The sequence below is a fragment of the Sphingobacterium sp. B29 genome, from assembly GCF_001952815.1.
Taxonomy (GTDB): Bacteria; Bacteroidota; Bacteroidia; order Sphingobacteriales; family Sphingobacteriaceae; genus Sphingobacterium; species Sphingobacterium siyangense.
Genome location: NZ_CP019158.1, coordinates 916,168 through 941,789 on the forward strand (window position 1 = coordinate 916,168; position 25,622 = coordinate 941,789).

Sequence of the window (25,622 nt, forward strand, 5' to 3'; positions counted from 1 at the left end):
AACGTGTTCATTGGTGAAAATGAGTGCAAATACTCTTTAACAACTATATAAAAATGAAAAGCTACGTATTATTATTGGTATTATCTTCGCTAGGCACGATTGCTTTGGGGCAGGTAAAGGTAAAGCCGCAGATTCCTTTGATGGAGGAAAAAGAATCAAAGATGCCTGTCTTTAAATTGGATTCTTCAGATGAAAAGTATCATATGCCCATTAAGAAGCCAAATCGTGTGGACGGTCTAGCCCCAATGCCGGGAACGGAAAAAATGCCCAAAGGTGATGAGAAAGAAAACAATCTTCCTTTTAGCCGCTTGAATGATTCGCTAAAGGTGAAGGACTTTAAATTAAAAATCGACTCCTTGTATCCAAACAAGCAAAAAAAATAGCGTTCTATCTAGAACGCTATTTTTTTTTGCTTTAATCCTTATTGTCCATTATAGCTGGGAAACACGGATTGTATTTGTTTTGCCTTTTTCGATTAACGGTGTCGAAGCTGTATTGATAATGATAGATCCAGGTTTAACGTAGTTATTTTTTACAATAAATTTGTTAACATCATGGATAGATCCATCCGTGCTTTCGAACTTGTCGTAGATAAAAGTTTTTACTCCCCAAAGTAGGCTGAGTTGTTTCAGCAATTTTTGTGTTCCTGTGAAAACTAAGATATCTACATTTGGTCTATAACTTGTAATTTCAAACGCTGTTGCACCAGATGATGTCAATACCGCAATTGCAGATGCATTTGTTTTTTGAGCAAGGTAAACCGAAGAAGCGCAAATCGCATCCGGAATAAGTGTTCCGTCGTGGATTTCACTAACTTTCTCATTATAATAAGGATAAGAAGTTTGTTCCACGTGGATAATGATTTTGCTCATTGTTTCGATAACGATTTCAGGGAATTCACCGACTGAAGTCTCGCCACTTAACATCACAGCATCCGCTCCATCCAATACGGAGTTGGCTACGTCATTTACTTCAGCACGTGTAGGACGTGGTGTAGTGATCATACTTTCCAACATCTGTGTCGCAATGATCACTGGTTTTGAAAGATCTCTACATTTCTGTACGATGATCTTTTGAAGTCCTGGTACCTCTTCCATTGGAAGCTCAACACCCAAATCTCCACGAGCAACCATAACAGCATCTGTAGCTTCGATAATTGCATCAATATTTTCAATCGCTTCTGGTTTTTCAACTTTTGCGATTACACGTGCATGGCTTCCTTTTGCCTCAATGATTTTTTTACATTGAAAAATATCTTCTGCCGAACGGACGAAAGACATAGCGATCCAGTCTGCACCATGATCCAAGGCAAAATTCAAGTTGTCTAAATCTTCTTCGGTCAACGAAGGGATCGATACTTTAGTATTTGGTAAGTTAACGCCTTTACGTGAAGTAAGGACACCTCCGTGTACAACTTCACAGGTAACAGTGTCTTTATGATTGGTCTCTAAAACACGAAGTTGAAGTTTTCCGTCATCAAGTAAAATGATTTCGTTGGCTTCAACATCGTTAGGAAAGTTTTCGTATGTAATGTAGATTCTGTTTTCGTCTCCGATAAGTTCGTGTGTTGTGATTTCAACTTTTGAACCATTCACGAGAACAGCGCCACCTTCTTTCATTTTTCCGATCCTAATTTTTGGACCTTGTAAATCGGCTAAGATGGCAACATTGAATCCTGTTTCATTATTTATTGCATTTATAGTTTCGATTACCTTAAGGTGATCTTCCTGGCTGCCATGAGAGAAATTCAACCGGCACACATCAACCCCTTTGGCAATCATGTTGGTCAAAACTTGTTTGTCTGCCGAGGCAGGGCCTAATGTTGCGACAATTTTAGTCCTTTTTTGAACTTTTTCCATCTGTTATTTTGTATTTTAAATGTTCTTCATTAATCACAACAAATAGCTAACTATATTGTTGTGTTTTGTCAAAACTAAATCGAATTAATTTAGATCTAAACTGGGGTGTATTTGCTACACTAACCTACAGTTTGCTAAAATATGAGATTTTCTTTAGATTTCAATATTTTTGGCGATATTTCTTTTGCAATGACGACTTCGGGTAATTTGCTGATCCTTTTGATAATATGTTCCACGTCATCCTCACAGATGTAGTTTTTGATAATGATAAAAAAATCAAAGTGGGGGTTTTCGGGAATTAAATAAGTTCCTTCGATGCTCTTATTGTTGATAAGAAAATATTCCGTATCAGCATCGGGGATAAGGTAATGAAAAGCAGTGAAGTGGTAGCTTATTTTTTTCTTTGTGTCAAAGATAATATGATATTCAAGTTCTTCTTCGGGTTTGTTTTTTTGTCGACCATCATGGTCGTATTTACTTTCTTTTCCTCTGGAAAAATTCAGATTAGTCTCCTTGTTGATAAAATGGCAGAGTCGGTAATCTTTCAGAGGACAGGTGATGGCGAGTAGGGTAAAATCCAACTCTTCGTCCATATCCATATCTAATCTTGCTACTAACTTATTGACCACTTTAATGCTTAAATATATGCTCCTCTGCTAACGAAGGTACTAATAAATTTAAGGTTGGAATATACTTTTTGTGTAAAATTTGAGTTAATTAGCTGAGCGTTTGGAATACAAAATATTTTTTGTTATACTTGAACTAAGTTAATATAGAGTGGGTTAGCTAGTATAAGACGCGAATAAGTTCGGTCGCCTAACGTGGTGACTTTCATCTAAATATCAATTTAGGTTTGAATTTTGATGAAATTTATTTTTCTTTGCACAGATTTATTAAACAATTAAACTATAAAATCATGTCAGATATCGCTTCAAGAGTAAAAGCAATTATCGTTGAAAAATTAGGTGTTGACGAAAACGAAGTAACACCAGAAGCTTCATTCACTAATGATTTAGGTGCTGATTCACTTGACACTGTTGAGTTGATCATGGAGTTTGAAAAAGAATTCAACGTTGCTATTCCTGATGATCAAGCAGAGACTATTGGTACTGTTGGTCAAGCAATCGCTTATTTAGAAAAAAACGTTAACTAACTAATTTAATTAGGCTAATCGTAATAAATGGAGCTTAAAAGAGTAGTAGTAACAGGATTAGGCGCCCTTACACCAATTGGAAATACCGTCTCAGCTTACTGGGAGGCGTTAATAAATGGTGTAAGCGGAGCTGCTCCTATTACGCATTTTGATGCGTCAAAATTCAAGACTCAGTTTGCATGTGAGGTAAAGGGGTTTGATCCGCATGAATTTATGGATCGTAAGGAAGCTCGTAAAGTCGATCCTTTTGTCCAGTATGCAATTGCGTCAACAGATGAGGCAATTAAAGATGCTGGCTTAGATTTTGAAAAATTAGATACAAATCGTATCGGAGTAATTTGGGGCTCAGGAATAGGGGGGTTAACAACTTTCACTGAAGAAGTTGCAAACTTTGCAAAAGGAGATGGAACACCTCGTTTCAATCCTTTCTTCATTCCTAAGATGCTCGTTGATATTGCTCCAGGACATATTTCAATGCGTCATGGTCTTCGTGGCCCTAACTTTTCTGCCGTATCGGCTTGTGCCTCGGCTACCAATGCAATGATAGATGCTTTTAACTATATTCGTATGGGCAAAGCTGATGTGATTGTTACGGGTGGATCAGAAGCTACAGTCAATGAGGCTGGAATTGGAGGGTTCAATGCTATGCATGCTTTGTCAACCAGAAATGACGACCCTAAAACAGCCTCACGTCCTTTTGATAAAGATAGAGATGGTTTTGTTTCGGGAGAGGGTTCAGGTGCCTTGATCTTAGAAAGTTTGGAGCATGCCTTAGCACGTGGAGCAAAAATCTATGCAGAGATTGCAGGGGGTGGAATGAGTGCTGATGCGCATCATATCACAGCATCGCATCCTGAAGGATTGGGCGCAAAACTGGCTATGACAATGGCTGTAAATGATGCAGAGATGGATTTTTCAGATATTGATTATATCAATGTTCATGGGACTTCTACACCGGTCGGTGATATTAGTGAAACGAAGGCTATTGTTGACCTGTTTGGTGAACACGCCTATAAATTGAATATCAGTTCAACTAAATCAATGACAGGGCACCTTTTGGGTGCTGCAGGAGCTATAGAAACTATCGCTTCTATATTGGCTGTTCAAAATGATATTGTCCCTCCGACAATCAATCACTTTACAGACGATCCGGAAATTGATAATAACTTGAATTTTACATTCAACAAAGCGCAAAAACGTATAGTTAATGCGGCGTTGAGCAACACATTCGGTTTCGGTGGCCACAATGCTACTGTTATTGTGAAAAAATATAAAGCTTAATGTTTGATCCTTCAAACATGGTTTGATAATATGAGCTAGCGACAGGTTCTTTAACTAGGACTTGTCGCCTTATTTTTAGAAGAGATGCCTTTTGCAAGGATATATAAATTATATTTTTCGCCAGATCGGGAATACGTTAGAAAACTAAAAAACCTGCTTGGATTTGTCCCCGGAAATGTACATCTGTACAAGATGGCTTTTAGACACAAGTCTGTTGCCGTTACAATTAAAGAGGGCGCAAAGAATAGCAACGAACGTTTAGAATTCTTGGGTGATGCTGTTTTGGGTTCGGTTGTGGCTGAGCTGTTATTTAAGAAGTATCCTTATAAAGATGAAGGGTTCCTGACTGAAATGCGCTCAAAAATTGTCAGTAGAGCGAACCTAAATCAACTTTCCAGAAAGTTGGGTTTTAATGAGCTTATCCAGTTTGATGCGCGAATGATCAGTTTTCCGAATAAACAGGGATCCTTATTGGGTGATGCTTTTGAGGCATTGGTAGGGGCAGTCTATCTGGATAGGGGCTATGTTTTTACAAAGAGCTTTTTGTTGAATCGAATTATTAAACCGCACGTCGATATTCATCTATTGGAACAGACGGAAACAAACTTTAAGAGTCGATTGATTGAGTGGTGTCAACATACGGGCAAAGAGATCGTATTTCGGCAAACAGACAACCCAGAAGGGGAGTCTTCTAAAATGTTTAGTATTGAGGCGGTCGTTGATGGCGTTGTTTGTGGACTTGGCCGTGATTTTAATAAGAAATCAGCAGAGAAATCTGCTGCGGAAAAAGCCTGTGAATTCCTTAAAATTCTGGAAGTAGAATAAAGGATTTTGTTAACTTTGCCAAATATGGCAGTAGTAAAACCTTCTTTGGCAAAGGGAACGCGTGATTTTTCGCCTTCCGAAATGATCAAACGTAACTATATTTTCGATACACTGAAAACGGTATTCAGAAAATATGGCTATAATGAAATACAGACCCCTTCATTTGAAAATTTGACAACCCTTACCGGTAAATACGGTGACGAGGGTGATAAATTGATCTTTAAGATTCTTAATTCGGGTGATTACTTGGCGAAAGCGCCAGATAACCTGCTTCACGATAAAAATTCCAATAAGCTCATTCCTCATATATCAGAGAAAGCATTAAGATATGATCTTACGGTGCCGTTTGCACGCTATGTTGTGATGCACCAAAATGATATTACCTTACCATTTAAGCGTTTTCAGGTGCAACCTGTGTGGCGTGCAGATCGTCCGCAGCGCGGAAGATACCGTGAGTTTTATCAATGTGATGTCGACGTGGTCGGGTCAGAAAGTCTATTGAATGAAGCTGAGTTTATTTTGATTTATCAAGAAGCCTTCGAACGTTTTGGACTGAAAGATTTTAATATCAAAATCAACAACCGGAAAATTCTTTCAGGTATTGCTGAAATCATCGGAAAACCGGAACTGATTGTGGATATGACCGTCGCGATCGATAAATTGGATAAAATCGGGTTAGAAGGTGTCAACAAAGAGTTGTTGGAAAGAGGTTTCACCGAGGCAGATCTTGCCATTTTGAAACCTATAATTTTATTGGAAGGCTCGAATGATGAGAAACTGTCTTCCTTAAAAACGATTTTAGCAACTTCTGCTGTCGGTTTAAATGGTATCGCTGAGATTGAGGAAGTGTTTGACTATGTCGGCAAATTAGGTGCTGAAGAAAAATTGCTTAATCAAATCATAGATCTGGATATTACATTGGCTCGAGGCCTCAATTATTATACAGGTTGTATTTTTGAGGTCAAGACGAATGAGGTTGCCATGGGAAGTATCGGTGGCGGTGGTCGCTACGATGATCTCACGGGTATGTTTGGTCTGAAGGGGCTGACCGGAGTCGGTGTTTCCTTTGGTGCGGATCGTATCTATGATGTGTTGGAAGAGCTGGACTTATTTCCTATCGGTAAGGCCGATTCTACCAAACTCCTGATTATAAATTTTGATAAACAACTGGAAAGTTACACCCTGAATTTACTCAATAAGCTTCGGAAGGAAAATATCGCTTCGGAACTCTATGCTTCTCCTGTAAAATTGAAGAAACAAATGGGTTATGCGGATGGGAAAGGAATCCCCTACGTATTATTAGTGGGTGACGAAGAGGCTACTTCAGGGCAATTGTCATTAAAGGACATGGAAAGCGGGGAACAGGTAAAGGTAACTGAAAGTGAGCTGATACAAAAACTTCGATAGCAAACAGTTTGCATAAAATAGATTAAGCCAAATGATTATTAAGTCCTTTGGCTTTTTTATTTTCATAAGTTTTTGATTTATTTGATTGTGCCGTTCATTTATTTGTAATCAAATGCTATATACTTTAAATCAAATGTCTTAGAAGTGTCTTAAAGTATAAATAAAATTGATTTTTGGGCAAGGAAATTCGTCCAAAATTATTAGATTTGTAGTCTAGAATAGTAAGAAAATCAAAACTTTGAAATGAGTTCAACACCTATAACAAAAGAGACATATTTGGAGTGGTATAAGTCTATGTTACTTATGCGTAAGTTTGAAGAAAAAGCAGGTCAACTTTACGGACAGCAAAAGATTCGTGGTTTCTGTCACTTGTACATAGGACAAGAGGCTGTAGTCGCTGGAACGATGTCAGTAATCAAACCGGAAGATTCTTTAATCACTGCTTATCGTGATCACGCCCACGCTTTGGCTAAAGGCGTTTCTGCAAATGCTTGTATGGCTGAATTATATGGAAAGATCACGGGTTGTTCAAAAGGTAAGGGAGGTTCTATGCACTTCTTCTCCAAAGAACACAAATTCATGGGTGGCCATGGTATTGTTGGTGGTCAGATTCCTTTAGGTGCTGGTATCGCATTTGCTGAAAAATATCTTGGTACAGATAATGTAAATATCTGTTATATGGGTGATGGAGCTGTGCGTCAAGGTGCATTCAATGAGACATTGAACATGGCGATGTTGTGGAAACTCCCTGTTATCTTCGTGTGTGAAAACAACGGTTATGCAATGGGTACTTCTGTACAACGTACAACGAACATGCAGGATATTTACAAAATGGGCTTAGGTTTCGATATGCCTTCTGCTCCGGTTGATGGAATGGATGTTGTTGCTGTACACAATGCGATGGACGAAGCTGTTCAACGTGCTCGTGCAGGTGAAGGTCCAACATTCCTAGAAATTCGTACATACCGTTACAAAGGACACTCAATGTCTGATCCAGCTAAATATCGTACGAAAGAAGAACTAGAAGCGTATAAAGACCGTGACCCATTGTTGTCGACTAAACATGCTATTTTAGAAAACAACTATGCAGATGACGCTTGGTTTGCAGAAGTTGAGGCTGATGTGAAAAAGGTCGTTGAGGAGTCGGTGAAATTTGCAGAGGAATCTCCTTATCCAACTGCAGATGAATTGTACAAAGATGTATATGTACAACAAGACTATCCATTTATTTTAGATTAATACTCTTTAACTTGATAATATAATAAAGAATGGCTGAAGTAGTAAGAATGCCGAAAATGAGCGATACAATGACCGAAGGGGTCATCGCGAAATGGCACAAAAAAGTTGGTGATAAAGTAAATTCTGGTGATTTAGTAGCTGAGATTGAAACAGATAAAGCTACGATGGACTTTGAGTCTTACCAAGAAGGAACTCTTTTATATATTGGTCCCAAAGAAGGCGAAGCAGTAGCTATTGATGCTGTTATTGCTGTTTTAGGAGAACCGGGTGAAGATTTTCAAGCATTGTTGAGTGGTGATGCACCTGCTGCTGAAAAAGCACCAGAAAAAACCGAAGAAAAAAAAAGCAGAAGAAGTTTCTGGTCCAGAATCTTCGGCTAGTACTGTAACTCCTGAAGAATTGGGATGTACTGTTATTACAATGCCTTTGTTAAGTGATACCATGAAAGAGGGGGTCATTGCGCAATGGAACTTCAAAGTTGGTGATACGATAAAATCTGACGATGCTATTGCTGATGTAGAAACTGATAAAGCGACTATGGAGGTTACAGCTTATGCTGATGGCACCTTGTTATATGTTGGTCTCGAAGCTGGACAAGCTGCAAAGGTAAACGACATCATCGCGATTGTTGGTCCTGCTGGAACTGATATCACACCTTTGTTAAATCAAAAATCTGCACCTGCAAAGGCGGAAACTGCTGAAGCTCCTAAAGCTGATTCAGCTGCTGCTGTAACTGCTGCACCGGTAGCATCGTCTTCAAGTGATGATTCTCGTGTGAAAGCTTCTCCTTTAGCACGTAAAATTGCACAAGAAAAAGGTATCAATTTAAGTGATATCAAAGGTTCTGCAGATGGTGGCCGTATTGTGAAGAAAGATGTTGAATCGTTTGTTCCTGTTGCTGCACAACCTGCGGAGACAAAAGCTGTAGCTGCTCCTGCAACAGAAGCAAAAGCAATCACTTTGCCTACATTTGTTGGTGAAGAGCGCTATACTGAAAAACCAGTTAACCAAATGCGTAAAACTATTGCGCGTCGTCTAGCAGAGTCATTGTTTACAGCTCCACACTTCTATTTGACTGTATCAATTGACATGGACAATGCAATGGCTGCTCGTGCGCAGATCAATGAGGTTGCTCCAGTAAAAGTTTCTTTCAATGATATCGTTGTAAAAGCTGTTGCTGTTGCTTTGAAAAAACATCCTGCTGTAAACTCTTCATGGCAAGGCGATAAAATCCGTTTCAATGAGCATACCAACATTGGTGTTGCAATGGCTGTTGAAGATGGTTTATTAGTTCCTGTTGTGCGTTTTGCAGATGGTAAATCATTGTCACATATCTCTGCAGAGGTGAAAGACTTCGCCCAAAAGGCGAAAGCTAAAAAATTACAGCCTGCGGATTGGGAAGGATCTACATTTACAGTTTCCAACTTAGGTATGTTTGGAATAGACGAATTTACATCCATTATCAACTCACCAGATGGAGCTATTCTTTCTGTTGGTGCTATTCAAGCAGTTCCTGTTGTTAAAAACGGTGCTGTAGTTCCTGGGAATGTAATGAAAGTGACTTTGGGTTGTGATCACCGCGTGGTTGATGGCGCAACTGGAGCTGCATTTTTGCAAACATTGAAATCTTTGGTTGAAAATCCAGTAAGATTATTAGCATAATCCTTTAATAGAGGAATTAAAAGCCACTTTAGTAATAAAGTGGCTTTTTTTATGGCCTTAATTGATTAAGCTCATTCCACAGGAAAGCTTTTTTTACCGATAATTTCTATCGTTATCCGTTTGGTTGAAGGAAGTACAGGTTGTTCAACTCTATAGTGAAAGAGACGCTGTGCGTAAAAAAGGTAACATATACGATGAATAACAATTATTGTAGGGAAAAATTCGTTTTTTTATACTAAAATCTTCATTTTAGCATTATTATCAGTATGCTGGTCCTTCTATTACGAGCTTCAATAATTTGATATTATTTAGGACACAGGAAATAGGGGGTATTTATTGATATACAATACAGAAAACACAAAAATCCGGGAGACTTAGTATAGTGAAATTATTTTTTTTAAAGGGAATGGTCGCTCTTTTGTTTGTATCTACAGTGGCTTGTAGTTCAAAAGAGAAAAAACAGAAGGAAGCAGCGATAGCGCAGGCAAAAGTGGATAGCACAAGGCTCGTCTATAATCCAAATAATGCAGATCAGAAGATCGATGCTTTTATGAAAAATCTTCATTCAAAAGCTGCATTCAATGGGAATGTTCTTGTTGCGAAAGATGGTAAAATCTTATATCAGAATACATTCGGCTGGGCAAATTACTTAAAACGGGATAGTCTAAAAATTGATGACAAATTTGAACTCGCTTCCGTTTCTAAACCGCTTACAGCTGTCGGAATTTTAAAGTTAGTAGAGGCAGGAAAGTTACGTCTCGATCAAACGATCAATGACTTCTATCCGGATTTTCCTTATCCTGGTATTACCATAAAAATGTTATTGACACACCGTTCGGGATTACCTAATTATGTTTATTTTTCCGAGGAACATTGGCCTGATCGTAAGAAAGGAATGACGAATCAGGATGTGATGAAAATGCTGACTGAATTTAAACCCAATCGCTATGGTGCGCCAGGAGGGCGTTTCTTTTACAATAACTCCAACTTTATGGTCTTAGGGGCCATTATTGAAAAGATATCAAAGCAAGATTACGCTACGTATATGAAAGACAGCGTATTTAATGTTGCAGGAATGACAAATACAGCTGCACTTTCTAAGGCAGTGTATGATAAAATTCCGACTAACGTTATTGGACATGACAAGGTATGGCGAAGATCGGTCGTGCAAAATTTTCAGGATGGACCGCTTGGTGACAAAGGAATTTATAGTACGGTGCGTGACCTTTATCGTTTTGATCTTGCTTTGAGAGATGGACGATTGTTAAAGCAGTCAACATTGGATTCGGCATACCGAGGATATCCGGATGCCAAAAAGGGAATTTTTAGCTATGGTTATGGTTGGCGTACGTTTGAGCATGGTAATGATCATATCGTATACCATACAGGTTGGTGGCACGGTTTTAGACATATTTATGTAAGAGATTTAAAGAGAAACATAGTTATTGTTTTACTTTCTAATATGACAAATGGAAGCTTGGTCAAATTGGACGAGCTTTATAAAATCATGGGAATGCCAGTATTGCGTAAAAATGCGTATAGCAACCATGGTGATTTTATCATCGATGAGTAATTTTTGAGCGATGCTACTTTGAGAATTTAGATTATCTTCTTTATCCTATTGTAACGAGAAGGCAAAGAAGATAATCTACATGCCCTGAGTATGCATGCAACAGGTAAACACAAAAGATATAAAAAGGGATGAAAAAAACATTGATTTTAGGTGCTAGTACCAATCCTTCACGTTATTCGAATAAAGCTGCAAATATGTTGCATAAACATGGGCATGCTATCGTTAATATTGGCTTGAATGGAGGGGAAGCCGCCGGAGTTCCTATTGAAAAGAAAGGTGATATCCATACAGATATTGATACTGTGACAATGTATCTTAGTGAGCCTAATCAGAAAGAATATTACGATTATATATTAGCGACGAAGCCAAAACGAATAATATTTAATCCTGGTGCGGAGAATGCAGAATTGGAACAGCTCGCTATGGAGCACGGTATTAAGACAGAAAGAGCCTGTACTCTTGTCTTGTTGAGTACAGGGCAGTTTTAGATTTTGGATTTATGAAGCAATTCAACCGATAGGTACTTCGTGATAAAATAATTTGTCAGACCCACGGTATTGCTGTCGAGATTTAGACTTGACACTTTGATGTCACAATGTTCCTTCAAAATGGCCATGGTATAGGAATTTATGGCTTGTTGTATCGGAATCGTGATCAATTCATTTGCTTTTGCAATTTTTCCACCCAACACGATCAATTCGGGATTGAGTAGCTGTATTAAAGATGCAAATGCTTTTCCTAGGTTTGTTCCTAGTTTTGAAATCTGATTTATTGCAAATTGATCACCCTTGTTTGCCGCTTCAATAATATGTGTCGGTGTTAAATGTTGTAATTCATCGGGTTGTAATTCATTTAATTTAGTCAGCTCTCCTTTTTGGATTTCCTGTTTAGCATTGTTGACCAAAGCAATTCCGGAAGCTACGGTTTCCAAACAGCCTCTTTTCCCACAATAGCAAAGTTCACCGTTGTCGATAAATGGCATATGTCCTACTTCGCCGGAGTAGCCATCACGGCCTAGGTAGACTTCGCCATTGGACACGATTCCTAAACCTATCCCCCAATCCATTAGGATAATTAAACTGTTTTTTGTGTTTTTTGCCAATCCAAATTTCAATTCAGCATAAGCTGCGCCTTTGACGTCATTCAGAATGAAGACCGGTTTTTTATATATGCGCTCAAAATAGTTTGTTATGGATTGATTGTCGTCATGTAAAAAAGTCTCGTTAGTACCTTCTTCAGCATTGATTAGTCCTGGCATGCCAATAATAATCCCTGTTAGGTTCTCAGTATCAACTGATTTATCGATAAGATATTGATCAACGATTTGTGTGATAGCGGCTAGATTTTCTCCATTTCGAGATAATTCATTATCCAGCTCAACAGTTTCAGCAATAATGTTCTGGTTGTTGTCCATTATGCTCAGTGTGATGGAGAAACGTTGGAGTTCAATCGATAGCACCTGAAACAATCCATCACATAGCTTATATAAATTGGGTTTACGTCCACCAATAGATTCTCCTTTGTCAAATTGACGGATAAAATCATCTTCCAGCAATTCTGCAATAAGGCTATTTACCGTAGGCAGGCTTAAATAGAGGTTTTTTACAATGTCATTTACCGATACAGATCCTAATTCGGCTATTAATTTTATAATGGAGATTTTGTTGAACAGATTTTTCTTTTCAGGTTTACTCTCCAATTTTTTGTTAATCAGTAAGTTTACGGCTTTAGTCATAAAACGTCAAATTTTGAAATAGAATCCTCAGGGCTTTAATTTAGCAAAAGTTTTGGAATCATTTGGTTATTTTTCTCACTTGACAAGCAAGTGGGCTAATTAGCAAAAAGGGGATAAGATTCCTTATCCCCTCTCTACGTATAAGTTTAGACTATTTGAGTTTTTTTACTCGAATATCTTTAAAGAATACTTCGGTACCGTGTCCTAGAAACCCGATATGACCAGAGGTTCGTTTAAGCCCAGGATGTTGTTTGCCATCCAGGGTTCCATTTTTGCTTGCCTCGGCGATATCCGCATCCACGATAACCGCGCCATTCAGTGTAACTTTGATGCGATTTCCTTTCACCACGATTTCCTCGGAGTTCCATTCACCTACGGGTTTTAAATGACCTTTTTTGGCAGGAACAACTCCATAAATTGAACCGTGATATTGGTATTGCTTTAAGTCTTTATAAACATCTGCACCATCATCAAGTACCTGGATTTCCATGGCCTCATATGCGGCATCTCCCTCCAGAGGAGCGCGTATTCCCACACCATTGTTGGCACCAGGCGTTAATTTGAAGTCGAAGCGATAAATGAAGTCTGCATATTCTTCTTTTGTGTAAAGGTTTCCACCAAATTTTGCATTTGGATACACCCAGATATAACCTTCGTCGTTGACAACATAAGCTTGGTTTTCTGTCCACTTGTCGAGGTTTGTTCCATCAAAAAGTACTTCAAAACCTTCTTTTTTCTCTTGATCGCTCAATTTAAAGATTTGTTTTCTTGGGAATTCCTTGATAAAAAGATCTCTATAATAAACAACTGAACCATGCGCTTGTAACTCAATTTGTTCGGTAGGGAAAATTGATTGGTTTCTATCCCAATAGTTTTCAAGAGGAATATTATCGGTTACTAACTGTCCATTTAACCAAACTGTGACTTTATCGTCTACCATTTTGATTTTAAATGTATTCCATTCGCCAGTAGCATTGTCGGCAACCTTCAACGGTTTGCTTTCATTTTTCTGGTTGTTATATAATCCGCCAGAGCCAACTTGGGCGCCGACTCTTGTATTCGCAATATCCCAAATTTGTACTTGGGGAGTACCTCTCAAGTAGATACCGGCATCACCTTCTATACCGCCATAGTTTTCCAATTTCCAGTCTACCAGCATTTCAAAATCGCCATATTTCTTTACGGTCGCCAGATTATCGCCTTTACCACTGAAGGCAATTTCACCATTGGATGCTGTCCAACCTTTGCGCATGATATCGTCGGCTTTAGCTTGTTCTGCTGCTAAAGTTTTCTCGTTCATTTTACTGCGTTTGATCGGATCTGCTACCAAACCTTTCCAGCCACTTAGGTCTTTACCATTGAACATCGAAACATAACCTTCTTTGATCGGCATTTCAGCGAGATAGCGAACAACAGCTTCCTTAAGGTATCCACTTTCACTACCCGACAATTTACCGATTACCTGTTCAAGAACCTCTCTAACCTTTTTGCCATAGAACTTGTTGTCCATCGCAATGTTCATCGCTACATTGGCCGCAGTTCCGCCAAGTTGCGCGTCGCTCATTAAATCAGCGGCAAAAACTAAAGACTGGTATGTTCCTGTAGGTTGTAACGCAGATAATGCTGCTTTTTTCTGATCTGTGGTTTTGGCGACGTTGAATGCATCTCTTAATAACAAAGTTTTCTGTTCAGGCGTATTCGAAGAAGAAGAAATTGATTTAATTAATCCTCTGTATACCGTATTGAAAAGATTATCGTCTTTTTCTGTTCGGGAAAGAGATACCAATTCTGGCAGTGCGTTGGAGGTAGACCAGCTAGCCAAAGACTCAATTGCTGCGGACCGTAGACCTGTATTATTGTTGTTAAGGTATGCAGTTACAGCTTTCAATGACTGGGCGTCACCAAGCCCAGCAAAAACAGGGAAATACTTAGCGGTATTAGGCGCTGCAGACTTCGATATATTAGCTGCTAGTTTTTCTGTTAATCCCTTTGAATTTGTGCTTGACTGAACCACATTGACAATGGCACGTTGCAATAGCACGGCAGATTTATTGTCTGTTGTATTGTTTAACCTACCGAATAGTTCTTCTAAGTCCGATTCCTGAGCGACATTTGGGAGTGCTTTGTTGATCGCTTCTTCGACAGCAGGGTTTGCACTCTTTATGGCTAATACAGCTTTGGATGATGCATTGTTGGAACGTTTACTTAAAATATCCAGCAATTGAATCTTTTTGTCGTCGTCTACAGTGGCAAGTGCATTGTTGACATCAGTAACGACATTTGCATCTTTCGATGAAAGGATCAATGCTTTTACCGAATTGTTAAATTGTTGATCAGCGTTGAGCGCCTGGATTAAGGTATTGGTTTCTTTACCCTGAGATAGTGTATTTAGTGCACTTAATCCAGCTAATTTAGTTACGGGAGACTGTGTTTTATTTACTAATGCCTGGATTAGTTTTAAGCTGCTTGCCGAACCATTGTGGGCTAAGTAGTTCAATACACTTTCTTGCACTTCAGGAGTACCCTTGCTTGCTAAAGCAAGCAAGCTTTTTGCGTCGGCGCCTTTTCCGTATTTTCCGAGTAATTGTAATGCAATGTTACGGTAAGCACCATTATCGCTCTTAACAGCTGCTAACAAGTTCTTTTGTTGTTTCGCTGGGTCGATGGTTGTCAATAATTTAAGCGATGCAATTTGGCCGTTGATCGATTTTACTTTTTGAGATTCCTGAAAAAACTTGTTTAGGAACTTAACCGCATCTTGGTCGTGTTTATTGTCGATCAATGCTTGAGCATAGTCAATACCAAGTCCTACTGCATCCAATTTGTCATAGCTATAACCGGCAGCATTTAGTTTTTCCTGGAATAGCGATTCTGAGGCTGTGCCCCCGATTTTGCTCAGCGCGATTAATGCTGTTCGTTGGAAACCATCCGAATTATATTTTTGCGTTAATCCTAAAATGGCACTTTCAGCATTTTTATCTTTTAGATCTCCGAGTGCTGTAACCAGGGCAATGGCAGTTTTCTCTGTTGTGGATGCTGCTAAAGCTTTTTCTAAGGCTGCTGTCGATTCAGGGGTGCGAATAGATACTAGGGTTCTCGCTGCTGCATCGGCAAGATAATCGTTTGTCAAACAATTAGCGACAGCTGGTATAACTGTATTATCGGCGCATTGACGTAACAGGCGTAGAGCAAAGACCTGATTAGTTGGTTCACTCAATTGCGTTATGGATTTTGCCAATCCTTCAACAAACACTCTTTTCTGCTGTTCTTTGCCTGGTTGGTTTACGTAAAACGAATAGCTGTTTGCCGCAAATTCTATCGGAGCATTGTTGCTACCTGGTGCTTTAAGTCCTTTGAGGAAGGTAACGACGTCATCAGAAGAAAAACCTTCCAGCTCATGCATGGCAAGTAAAAACTTTTCTTTTTCTTCGGCAGGCTGTTGTGCCAATACGTCTGCTATTTTAGTTGCAGTCGTTCTATTTTGTGGTTGCTGAGCGTAGGTTGCACTAGATATAAGAAGCAATACGGTCAGCGAATTGAATATTCTTTTCATTAGGATATCTTTTTAAATAGACCAAGGGCCTCTCATTGGTTGGTGAATTAATCTATTTGCGGCGTCGTCATTAATAAATAGCTCATTTTGGGAGTCATATTTTAGTGATCTGTTCAGTCGCAATGCTGCTAATCCCATGTTGACCAAGGTACAAGAACGGTGTCCATTGATTTCATTCAGCGCAAACTTTTCTCTTGTGCGAACGGATTCCAAGAAGTCAGTAATCTGTGGTGCCGGTTCAGGGTACTGTGCAAGTTTTCTTTCCAAATCCGGTATATCTGATTGGAATCCTCGATATAATTTACCTTTTGGACCTTCAATATAGGCTGCCTTTTCATCTTTCGCCTCACCGTCTAAAATGATCTGACAACCATCGGCATAGGTAAATGTAATTCGTCTCCATGTGCCCACTGCATCCGGATGTTGCTGCGGAGCATCAACGTCGACGGAAATCGGGCTTTCGTTGTCTTTACCTAAGAAGTATTGAACAGGATCCATATAATGTTGCCCCATATCTCCTAGACCGCCACCATCATAATCCCAATATCCTCTAAAAGTAGTATGTACGCGGTGTTTATTGTAAGGCTTGTATGGCGCCGGACCTAACCAAAAATCGTAGTCAAGTTCAGCCGGTACTTTCTCCTCTGGTAAATTTTCTTTTCCTACCCAATAGAACTTCCAGTCAAAGCCGGTATGTTTGCTTATCGTAACTTTCAAAGGCCAACCTAACATGCCAGTATCAACTAATTTTTTGATTTTGCTTACTGGAACATTCATTCCATAAAAGTCATCCTTGAAACGAAACCAGGTATTTAAACGGAAGATATTGCCATGTTGTGCAATGGCTTCTTTCACTTTTTTACCTTCACCGATAGTACGTGTCATTGGTTTTTCACACCAGATATCTTTTCCTGCTTTTGCCGCTTCAATGGACATCAGTCCATGCCAATGTGGCGGAGTAGCAATATGCACAATATCTACTTCCGGAGATTTAATCAACTCCCTAAAGTCATGGTATTCCTTCACACCACCGCCTAAGTCTTCTTGTGCTGCCGCTAGATGGGTTTTGTCTACATCACAAATGGCTACTGTTTTAGTTCCGGCGTAGCCAAAGTGTCCACGGCCCATATTGCCGACACCAATTACACCTTTGGTTAGATGGTCGCTCGGAGCAAGATAGCCCTGTCCTCCGAGTACAAAGCGTGGTACAATAGAAAATGCCGCAGCACCGACCACGGATTTTTTTATGAAATCACGCCTTGATGAATTCTGTTCTTTCATTTTGGTTGGATTAGTTGTTTTATAATTGATCCACTATTAGGCTGTTAAAAATAACGGCATTGGATATTTAATCTTAAAAATAGATAAAAAACTGATAAATGTAAACTGATAACTAAAATTTTACGTATTGTTTATTTGTGTTTTGTTAAAAAATAACAAAAGAATACTGCTGAATTCATTTCTTTCATATATAGCTACCCCATTATTGCGTATGCTGTGTTGTTTTGTCTACTAAATTGTTACATTTCAGAGAGGTAGCTATTCGATGTGATGGACAGAGAAGAGCTTGAATCTAGGTTTTCCTCAATCGTTTTCGTAAAAGAGGCTTGATTTCAGGAGAATAATCCAGCATCTTTATGGTCGCTCTGATAGCATTAAATCCTAATGATGAATCTAAGAATACTGTTTTTACTCGTTTGTATCCTATGCCAGCCATTTGGAGGATCAGCTCAATTTAGAATTCCAGTGTTGGGCCATACGATTTATGAAGGTGTGTTTACTGGCAATGGTCTCCTGGGAACGATGACTTACTTAGCCGGTAAGAATTCGATGCGTGTGGATATTGGAAGAACTGATATTTATGATCATCGAGCGAATTCGGCCGATAAATTGTTTGATCAGGCGCGTATGTCGTTAGGTCATTTTGAAATAGAATTTGAAAGCCCTATTGTGCAGGCACAAGGAGAAATTCATTTAAAAGATGCCTATGCTGAGGCGAAAGTCGGCACAGACCAAGGGATGGTGAGAATTCGGACGACCACCTTATCAAATGACAACATTATTTTGCTAGAGGTATTTAAAAAAGATTTTAACGGGAATTACCATCTTACATGGAAACCCGACGAAGCCATCAGTCCAAGGATGGGATTCAGCTATACGCAAAAACCGAAAAACTATCCGACAAATCCAAAAGGAAGTTTTGGCGCGCAAGGCGAAACAAAATATTTTGATCAGCCTCTCCTAGCCGGGGGAGGGTATGTGACGGCTTATTGTGGTAGATCCGGCAAAGAAGTGGATACCTATTTAATTACCGTAGATTATAACCAGCAGGGAACCGCTTATGTCAAAAAGGCGATCAATTATGTTCAGAATTTTAATGAACAAAAGTTAACGAAGGGACTGGCATCCCATCGCAAGTGGTGGACAGACTATTTTGCAGCATCTACACTGGAGCTGCCAGATACGGTTTACCAGCAGTTTTATGATATGCAATTGTATAAACTTGCCAGTGCAACAAGGTCAGATAAGCCCGCTATGGATTTACAGGGGCCCTGGACAAGTCCAACTCCGTGGCCAGCGTACTGGCTTAATCTTAATATGCAACTTGCTTATTCCCCTGTTTTCAAAGCGAACCAGCTCGGTATTGCAAGCTCGTTGATCCAGATGATTGATCGGAATAAAGATAATTTAAGACAAAATGTTCCCGAGCCTTATCGCTATAACAGTTTGGCTGTAGGTCGCTCCTCGGGGCCAAGTTTATGGAGTCCTGTTCTTCTGGCAAAAAATGTCACACTTGATGGGGCATCCGATGGTGAAAAAGAATTGGGAAATCTTGTATGGCTGTTGCATAGTTATTATCAATATTATCGAGCGACACTGTCGCAGGAAATATATGATCGCTTATTTCCGCTACTGAAGGAAGCGATAAATTATCATTTGCACTTATTGGAAAAAAATCAAGCAGGAAAATACCATATCGGTGTGAAAACCTATTCGCCAGAATATTCAAAAGGGTATGCTTATGATACAAATTATGATCTTTCTATTTTCAAATGGGGGCTCAAGACGCTTATAGAGCTGGATCAAGAAAGAGGCGGCAAAGATAAACTTCATGCTGTCTGGACAGATGTATTGGCCAACATGATTGATTATCCACAAGATGTCGATGGCTTTATGATCGCAAAAGACCTTCCCTATGGCGAGTCGCATCGTCACTATTCGCATCTAATGATGATTTATCCTTTTTACGATATAAATTGGGATCAGGTAAATAATCAAGCTCTTATTGAGCGCTCTATTGCACATTGGCAGAGCAAAAAGCAATGGTTGCAGGGCTATTCATTTACAGGTGCTGCCTCTATGTATGCCATGATGGGGAGAGGAGATTCGGCTTTGGCTTCGCTGGATGTGCTATTGCAGAAATATATTAAAGCCAATACGCTATATGCTGAAAGCGGTCCGGTGATAGAAACCCCACTGGCAGCGATGGCCAGTATTCAAGAATTGTGTATGCAGTATTGGAATGGTGTATTACGCGTGTTTCCTGCTATTCCTCATAAATGGAAGGATGTTTCCTTTACCAATTTTTTGACAGATGGTGGAAATCTCGTATCAGCAGAGCGAAAAAATGGAAAAACGGCCAACATCCGGATCAAAAGTCAATATGGAGGTCGTCTACGTTTAAAATCCGATATCGGAATACCAGAAATAAAGATACAGGGAAAAGGTACGTTTGATATAAGGAGAGATGGAACAATTGATCTGAAGCTTGATAAGGGAGCAATCGCTTTGATTAATGTACATTGATAAAAGGTAAGTTAAAGAAATTACGTTGAAACTGGATATTCAAGCTCCTTGAGCCAATTGCTTAAAATTCCTCAATCAATTGAAATAAAGAAAGCATATTATTTAGGTATAAAATTGAAGCGCTAATGCGCTGATCAAATAAAAATATAAGAATAGAAAATAATGAAATTAAAACAACTTTCCGTGTTATTATTGACCGTTTTGGGTACTTCGACTGTCGTTCAGGCGCAAACGGCAAAACCGAATCTATCCAAGGCGTTTATTCAGCAGCAGCTAGATGCTGCAGCGAAGCAAATAAAAGTCCTGGCGAGCGAAACTCCGGCAGAAAAGTTTCCAAAAACTTTCGAAAATGGCAAAGAGGTATTTTCTTCGTCGAGCTGGTGGTGTTCGGGGTTTTATCCAGGGACATTGTTGTATTTATATGAAGGTACCAAAGATGAAGGGCTGTTAAAGAAAGCAACCGAGAAATTGACCTATCTAGAAAAAGAAAAGAACAACAAGGGTACACATGATTTAGGGTTTATGTTATTCTGTAGTTTTGGAAACGCATTGCGTCTCACGGGTGATAACCAAAAGTATGGACCAGTACTCAGCACCGGCGCCAATTCCTTAGCATCTCGCTATAGTCCAACTACCAAAACGATTCGTTCTTGGGATCACGGATCATGGCAGTATCCGGTTATAATCGATAATATGATGAACCTGGAGTTTTTGACACAGGTGTCTAAAATGACTGGAGATAAAAAATTTTATGATATTGCGGTATCTCATGCTGAAACAACCTTGAAAAATCACTTCAGAAAAGATTATAGCTCATACCATGTGATCGATTATGATAAAAACACAGGTAAGGCGATTGGTAAAAAGACCCATCAGGGCGCATTTGATGAATCGGCATGGTCAAGAGGACAAGGATGGGCGCTGTATGGTTATACCATGATGTACCGCGAGACAAAGAAGAAAGAATTTTTGAAGCAGGCCCAGCAAATCGCAAATTATATCCTAAGCAATCCGAATTTGCCTGCTGATCTGGTTCCTTACTGGGATTTTGATAAAGATAAAATTGCGCAGTCAGATAAAATGTATCCGAATAAGGATCTGCGGGATGTATCTGCGGCGGCATTATATGCGTCTGCTTTGTTAGAGCTCTCACAATACACAAAGGGAAGTGAAGCTTTGAATTATTTTGATAAAGCAGAAACGATTCTTAAGAACCTGTCGAAGGCACCTTATCTGGCACCTTATGGTCAAAATGGTGGGTATATCTTACAACACAGTGTTGGAGCGCTGCCATTAAATTCGGAAATCGATGTGCCGTTGACCTATGCCGATTACTATTATGTGGAGGCCTTGGTTCGTTATCAGCGCCTATTGTCCGGAGAACCTATGATCAAAGAGATCGCTAAATAAGGTTGTCAACAGTTAAAAGCTTATTTTAGTGGGATCGGATCGTTTAAAAAATGATTTGTTTTAAGTAAGGCTCAAACTTGATTAAAAACGTAGTTAAAGCTAAAAGACAGAGGTGGCATAGCCACCTCTGTCTTTTTATTGGGAATTACAGCGTTTATTGAGCATTACGGGGACCACGGTTCGATATAACAGGGTTTAGCTATTCTGGTTGGTCGTAGCGGTTTGTTCCGACGGATTGTATCCAAACTGTTTTTTAAATTCCTTACTAAAGTACTTCCTGTCCGAAAACCCCACAGCATAGGCGATCTCACTGATGTTCATGTCAGAATTCAGTAGTTCTTTCGCTTTGTTTAGCCTATACGTTTTAACATAATTATTGAGCGATAAATTGGATATTGCCTTCAGTTTACGATAGAGAATTGGAGCGCTCATTCCCATTTTACGTGATATAAAATTAACATCAAAGCCATCTGACTGGATATTTTCTTCGATCAACTCATTTAGGGATGAGATGAATTGCGCATCAAGTTCATTGTCGAATGAAGCTGTTTTGACCTGAAATTCTTTACTCTTTTTGTGGCTGATAGCCATGAGATTCTGAGCGGAGAGAAATAGTTGTTTATTGTCGAAGGGCTTTGTTAAATAGATATTTGCACCCTGCTCCAGGGCTAAGGTTTGTGAATGGCTGTCTGTTACGGCTGTCAACAAAATGAACGGAATATGGCTTGTCACCATATTTGTTTTAACGGCCTGACACAGTTGGGCTCCATCCATATAAGGCATCATCAAGTCTGAAATAATCAGGTCAGGGATATATTCCAATGCTTTGGAAAGAGCTTCTTCGCCATGATCAGCCGTAATGATTGTGTAGGTGTCCTGAAACAGACTGACTACCGTTGCTAATAATTCTTTGTTGTCTTCTACAATTAAAATAGTTTGTTGCAAGGAAGTATCAAGCGTGCTTGGTACCAGTATGCTAACGTCCTCTGTTTCCTTTGCAAGGAGGCCTATTGCTTGCGGCTCTACTTTCTCGCCAGCTTGTTTCAGTAAGGTTACCGTAAATACCGTCCATTTTCCTTTTTCATCCTCCTTCGAAAAACAACGAATCTCTCCCTTGTGTTGCTGCACAATTTGTTTGGTAAGTGCCAATCCAATGCCTGTGCCGATTGCATCATTAGCTTGTTCTTCACGATAGTATTCTTCAAATATTTTGAACTGATTGTCTGTGGCAATACCAATGCCACTATCAACTATGTTTATGGAAAATGAGTCATCGCTTTCGATCAGCTCAAGGTAAACGGTACCATATTCGGGTGTATATTTGATGGCATTGGATAGTAGATTAAACATCACTTTGTCAAACTGCAGGGTATCAATGGATTGTAATCCTACTGCATCCAACTGACGTATATAATAGTTGAGATGTTTTGTTTTGGCAAGGTCATTCAGTAAGTAGAACGTATCTTCTATGTATTCTCTAAAAGAGATGTCGGTTTTCTTCAGTACAAAGTGTTTGTCATCGAATTTTTTAAAGTCCAGCAGCTCGTTGATAACACCAAGGAGTTTACTGGCATTCTTTTTTATCCGTTTTACTTTGTTTTGGGTAGCGGTAAGATTGGCCGTTTCGGAAATAATTTCGTCTAATGGAGCGGTAATCAAAGTCAACGGTGTGCGAATTTCGTGCGATATCTGTGTAAAGAATTTTATTTTCTTTTCCTGTTCCCGTTCTGAATTGATCAACATCTCACGTTCGACAACAAACTTGATGACAAAATGTACACCCAAGATAAACAAGCCGGCATACAACAGATAAGCCCACCAGGTTCTCCAAAAGGGAGGTTTAATATCGATATTGATCCGTAGGGGGATACTGCTCCAAATGCCATCGTTGTTACTGGCGAATATGGTCAAAGTATGCATTCCGACCGGAATGTTGGTATATCGTATTGATGGAGTACTTGTTTCAACCCAATCCTTGTCAAAACCATCGAGCTTGTATCGGTATCTATTTTTTAGTGGTTTGATGAAATTAGAACCTGAGAAATTAATCGTAACAAAGTTTTCATCATGTCGGAGTTTGAGCTGATAGCTATTGGGATCTGTCGTTTTCTGAATCCGTCCGTAGTTCAATGGTGTCTCTTCGAGAAAGATATTTCGGAAGAGTACCTCGGGTATAGTCTGATTGAAGATTATTTTTCGGGTATCCAGGGCAACTACACCATTGAGTGTTGTGACGAATAATGTTCCTGTTTTGCTGGCAAAGACTTTGGCTCCAAGTAGATTTTTGACCGGTAGGCCGTCATATTGATTCAGGAGGTAACTATCTTTTGTTTTGGGATTATAGCATATTAGTCCATTTTTACTGGTAAGCCATACCTGATTGTTCACAAAGATGGGCCAGCCTAATGAGTTGTTTGGAAAGCGAGATACCTTGGTTAAGTGATCGCGCTGGTCAAAATGATATAAATACTCTTTGGATGTCAGCCAGATGTCCCCGTTCGGATGAACATAAAATCCACCTAGCGTCAATGTATCCAGCTGTTTTATTGGTTTTATGTTTGATTCATTCGGTTTTTTGCGAAAAAGTGCACCTCCTCTGAGAAAATAAGTCTGCTGTCTATTGTCCGCTTGGATATCATCAATTGTACCTGTTTTTAATGCAGCGTTATATGCTGCAGGTTTTCCAGGATCTACGATGTAAAGCCCTTTATTGGTTCCGAGGTAAATGCGATGTACGGGATCGACGTAAATGCTATAAATATTGTTTTTGAGGTTTAGGAGATCTTTTTCCAGGTAAAAGTGTTGTGTGTTTCCAGATTGTGCATCGATAATGGAATAACCGCCGCCGTACTGTGCTGCATAAATTTTGTTATCTCTAACGTATAGATCCTTGATCAGGTTTGACTGGGTTAATTTAGACAAAGGAGAGGTGGTTTCTGTTCTTTTGTCAATTTTGTTGATTCCTTCTTCTTCTGTTCCAATCCAAAACGCATTTTCTGACTCTGCGAAACTGCCGGTGATATCGCTATTGAGGCTGAGACCTGGACGCGAACGTGTTGAATAATGCTGTATGGGGATCAGATCGGGGTAGATGGCATTGATTCCTCCAAAATAAGTTCCTATCCAGGTGATCTGTTGTCGATCAATAAAGATATCATAGATAGAGTTTTGACTCAATGAGTTTTTGACGGAGGTATTATGTTTATAGTTTAAGAAATGTGGTGTCCCGTTAAAGATGGAGAGTCCTTTTAGTGTTCCAATCAGTAGTTCTCCTTGTTTAGTTGGGACAATTTTCCGGATGTTATTGCTGAGCAGATTGCTATTTGTTTCTGTTAGGTTATTCCATTTTTTATCAACGAAGTTGTATTGGAATATTCCATGCAATTTTGTACCAACCCACAGGATGTTTTTATGAAGATACATTGTGCTGAAAATCTGCTCTTTTAACGGCAGGGGAGATGCTATAAGATTCTGGTTCGTAGAAATTTGATTATTTTTCAAAGAAAAAGACGTTATGCCATTCATGCTCGCCATGATATAGGTTTCTGGTCCTGTCTGAATAATCGATTGTACTCGGGATTGGTTAATGAGTTTTTTGAGATTGTAGGTACCTGCTGTGGGGATAGCCTGATAGAGACCTTTGTCGGTGCACAGAAATATTTTGTCTGAAAGGAGCTGTATGTCGGCGACAGTAATTTTTTCTTGAAAAGGTTTTCCTTGTTTAAATACCGCTTTGCGTTTGTCGATATCGAAAATAAATAACTGCGTTGCTGTAGCAATGAAAAGGTCATTATTTGCGTTGATGGCAATCTTGTTAATGTAATCTACCTTTTTAAATACGGTATCCTGTACGAGAATATTAGTGATATTCTGGGAGTCGTATACAAAAAGGTTGGCTCCGCCGCCGAACCAAAGTTTACCTTGTTTATCTTGAGCAATTGTTAATACCGCCTGTTTATCCAATACGTTCTCCTGGCTTAGTGTCTCAAATTTTAAATTCTGTGCATGACAAAGGGAAATGATGGATATCAACAGCAGAAATTGTCGCGATAAAATAGGTAGTATGCTCATGGTTATGGGGTATTTGTGTCAAATTTAAGATTTTACCCCCAAATATT

General features: G+C 39.3%; 16 protein-coding genes and 1 pseudogene. 11 read left to right on the plus strand and 6 right to left on the minus strand.

Annotated elements, in window-relative coordinates; translation table 11 throughout:
• The first annotated feature begins 53 nt into the window (after window positions 1-53).
• Entirely contained in the window at window positions 54-383 is a 330-nt protein-coding gene (locus tag BV902_RS03840) for a hypothetical protein (RefSeq protein ID WP_075990854.1), read from the plus strand.
• Window positions 384-431: 48 nt separating this feature from the next.
• Here BV902_RS03840 and pyk read toward each other — a convergent pair whose 3' ends face one another.
• The gene (gene pyk, locus BV902_RS03845) at window positions 432-1,859 is read right to left on the minus strand and encodes a pyruvate kinase (protein ID WP_075990855.1); all 1,428 of its coding nucleotides are present in this window, start codon (window positions 1,857-1,859) and stop codon (window positions 432-434) included.
• 134 nt (window positions 1,860-1,993) lie between these two features.
• Entirely contained in the window at window positions 1,994-2,488 is a 495-nt protein-coding gene (locus BV902_RS03850) for an IPExxxVDY family protein (protein WP_236590175.1), read from the minus strand.
• 287 nt (window positions 2,489-2,775) lie between these two features.
• On the opposite strand from BV902_RS03850, the gene BV902_RS03855 reads away from it, so the two are divergent.
• The 8 genes and pseudogenes from BV902_RS03855 (at window position 2,776) to BV902_RS03890 (ending at window position 11,487) form a co-directional block, all read left to right on the plus strand.
• Window positions 2,776-3,012, plus strand: coding sequence for an acyl carrier protein (locus tag BV902_RS03855; RefSeq protein WP_028070665.1), 237 nt, complete (start codon window positions 2,776-2,778; stop codon window positions 3,010-3,012).
• A 27-nt stretch (window positions 3,013-3,039) separates the two neighbouring features.
• Complete coding sequence (gene fabF / locus BV902_RS03860) at window positions 3,040-4,293, plus strand: beta-ketoacyl-ACP synthase II (protein WP_046674847.1); 1,254 nt, start codon at window positions 3,040-3,042, stop codon at window positions 4,291-4,293.
• Window positions 4,294-4,377: 84 nt separating this feature from the next.
• Window positions 4,378-5,118, plus strand: a complete 741-nt coding sequence (gene rnc / locus BV902_RS03865; RefSeq protein WP_075990857.1) for a ribonuclease III — start codon at window positions 4,378-4,380, stop codon at window positions 5,116-5,118.
• A 24-nt stretch (window positions 5,119-5,142) separates the two neighbouring features.
• Window positions 5,143-6,525 (plus strand): histidine--tRNA ligase, encoded by a 1,383-nt coding sequence (gene hisS / locus BV902_RS03870; protein ID WP_075990858.1) that lies wholly within the window; start codon window positions 5,143-5,145, stop codon window positions 6,523-6,525.
• Between the two features lie 243 nt (window positions 6,526-6,768).
• A complete protein-coding gene (pdhA, locus tag BV902_RS03875; RefSeq protein WP_046674850.1) occupies window positions 6,769-7,764 on the plus strand; it encodes a pyruvate dehydrogenase (acetyl-transferring) E1 component subunit alpha in 996 nt (331 codons plus the stop codon).
• Between the two features lie 29 nt (window positions 7,765-7,793).
• A pseudogene (locus BV902_RS03880) lies at window positions 7,794-9,426 on the plus strand (2-oxo acid dehydrogenase subunit E2).
• A gap of 382 nt (window positions 9,427-9,808) precedes the next feature.
• Window positions 9,809-10,999: a serine hydrolase domain-containing protein gene (locus BV902_RS03885; RefSeq protein WP_075990859.1), complete on the plus strand. Its 1,191-nt coding sequence runs from the start codon at window positions 9,809-9,811 to the stop codon at window positions 10,997-10,999.
• Between the two features lie 128 nt (window positions 11,000-11,127).
• A complete protein-coding gene (locus BV902_RS03890) occupies window positions 11,128-11,487 on the plus strand; it encodes a CoA-binding protein (protein ID WP_075990860.1) in 360 nt (119 codons plus the stop codon).
• On the opposite strand, the gene BV902_RS03895 is transcribed toward BV902_RS03890, so the two are convergent.
• The 3 genes from BV902_RS03895 to BV902_RS03905 all read right to left on the minus strand — a co-directional run bounded on the left by BV902_RS03895 (window position 11,484) and on the right by BV902_RS03905 (window position 17,568).
• Entirely contained in the window at window positions 11,484-12,734 is a 1,251-nt protein-coding gene (locus BV902_RS03895; protein WP_075990861.1) for an ROK family transcriptional regulator, read from the minus strand. The two genes, BV902_RS03890 and BV902_RS03895, sit on opposite strands and share 4 nt — an antisense overlap.
• 151 nt (window positions 12,735-12,885) lie before the next feature.
• Entirely contained in the window at window positions 12,886-16,287 is a 3,402-nt protein-coding gene (locus BV902_RS03900) for a DUF1080 domain-containing protein (protein ID WP_075990862.1), read from the minus strand.
• Window positions 16,288-16,299: 12 nt separating this feature from the next.
• A complete protein-coding gene (locus BV902_RS03905) occupies window positions 16,300-17,568 on the minus strand; it encodes a Gfo/Idh/MocA family oxidoreductase (protein ID WP_075990863.1) in 1,269 nt (422 codons plus the stop codon).
• A 384-nt stretch (window positions 17,569-17,952) separates the two neighbouring features.
• Here BV902_RS03905 and BV902_RS03910 point away from each other — a divergent pair, with 384 nt between their 5' ends.
• Together BV902_RS03910 and BV902_RS03915 are read left to right on the plus strand one after the other, a co-directional pair.
• A complete protein-coding gene (locus BV902_RS03910) occupies window positions 17,953-20,094 on the plus strand; it encodes a glycosyl hydrolase family 95 catalytic domain-containing protein (RefSeq protein ID WP_157625878.1) in 2,142 nt (713 codons plus the stop codon).
• 162 nt (window positions 20,095-20,256) lie between these two features.
• Window positions 20,257-21,504, plus strand: coding sequence for a glycoside hydrolase family 88 protein (locus tag BV902_RS03915; RefSeq protein ID WP_075990865.1), 1,248 nt, complete (start codon window positions 20,257-20,259; stop codon window positions 21,502-21,504).
• 195 nt (window positions 21,505-21,699) lie between these two features.
• On the opposite strand, the gene BV902_RS03920 is transcribed toward BV902_RS03915, so the two are convergent.
• Window positions 21,700-25,575, minus strand: a complete 3,876-nt coding sequence (locus tag BV902_RS03920; RefSeq protein WP_075990866.1) for a hybrid sensor histidine kinase/response regulator transcription factor — start codon at window positions 25,573-25,575, stop codon at window positions 21,700-21,702.
• Window positions 25,576-25,622 lie beyond the last annotated feature (47 nt).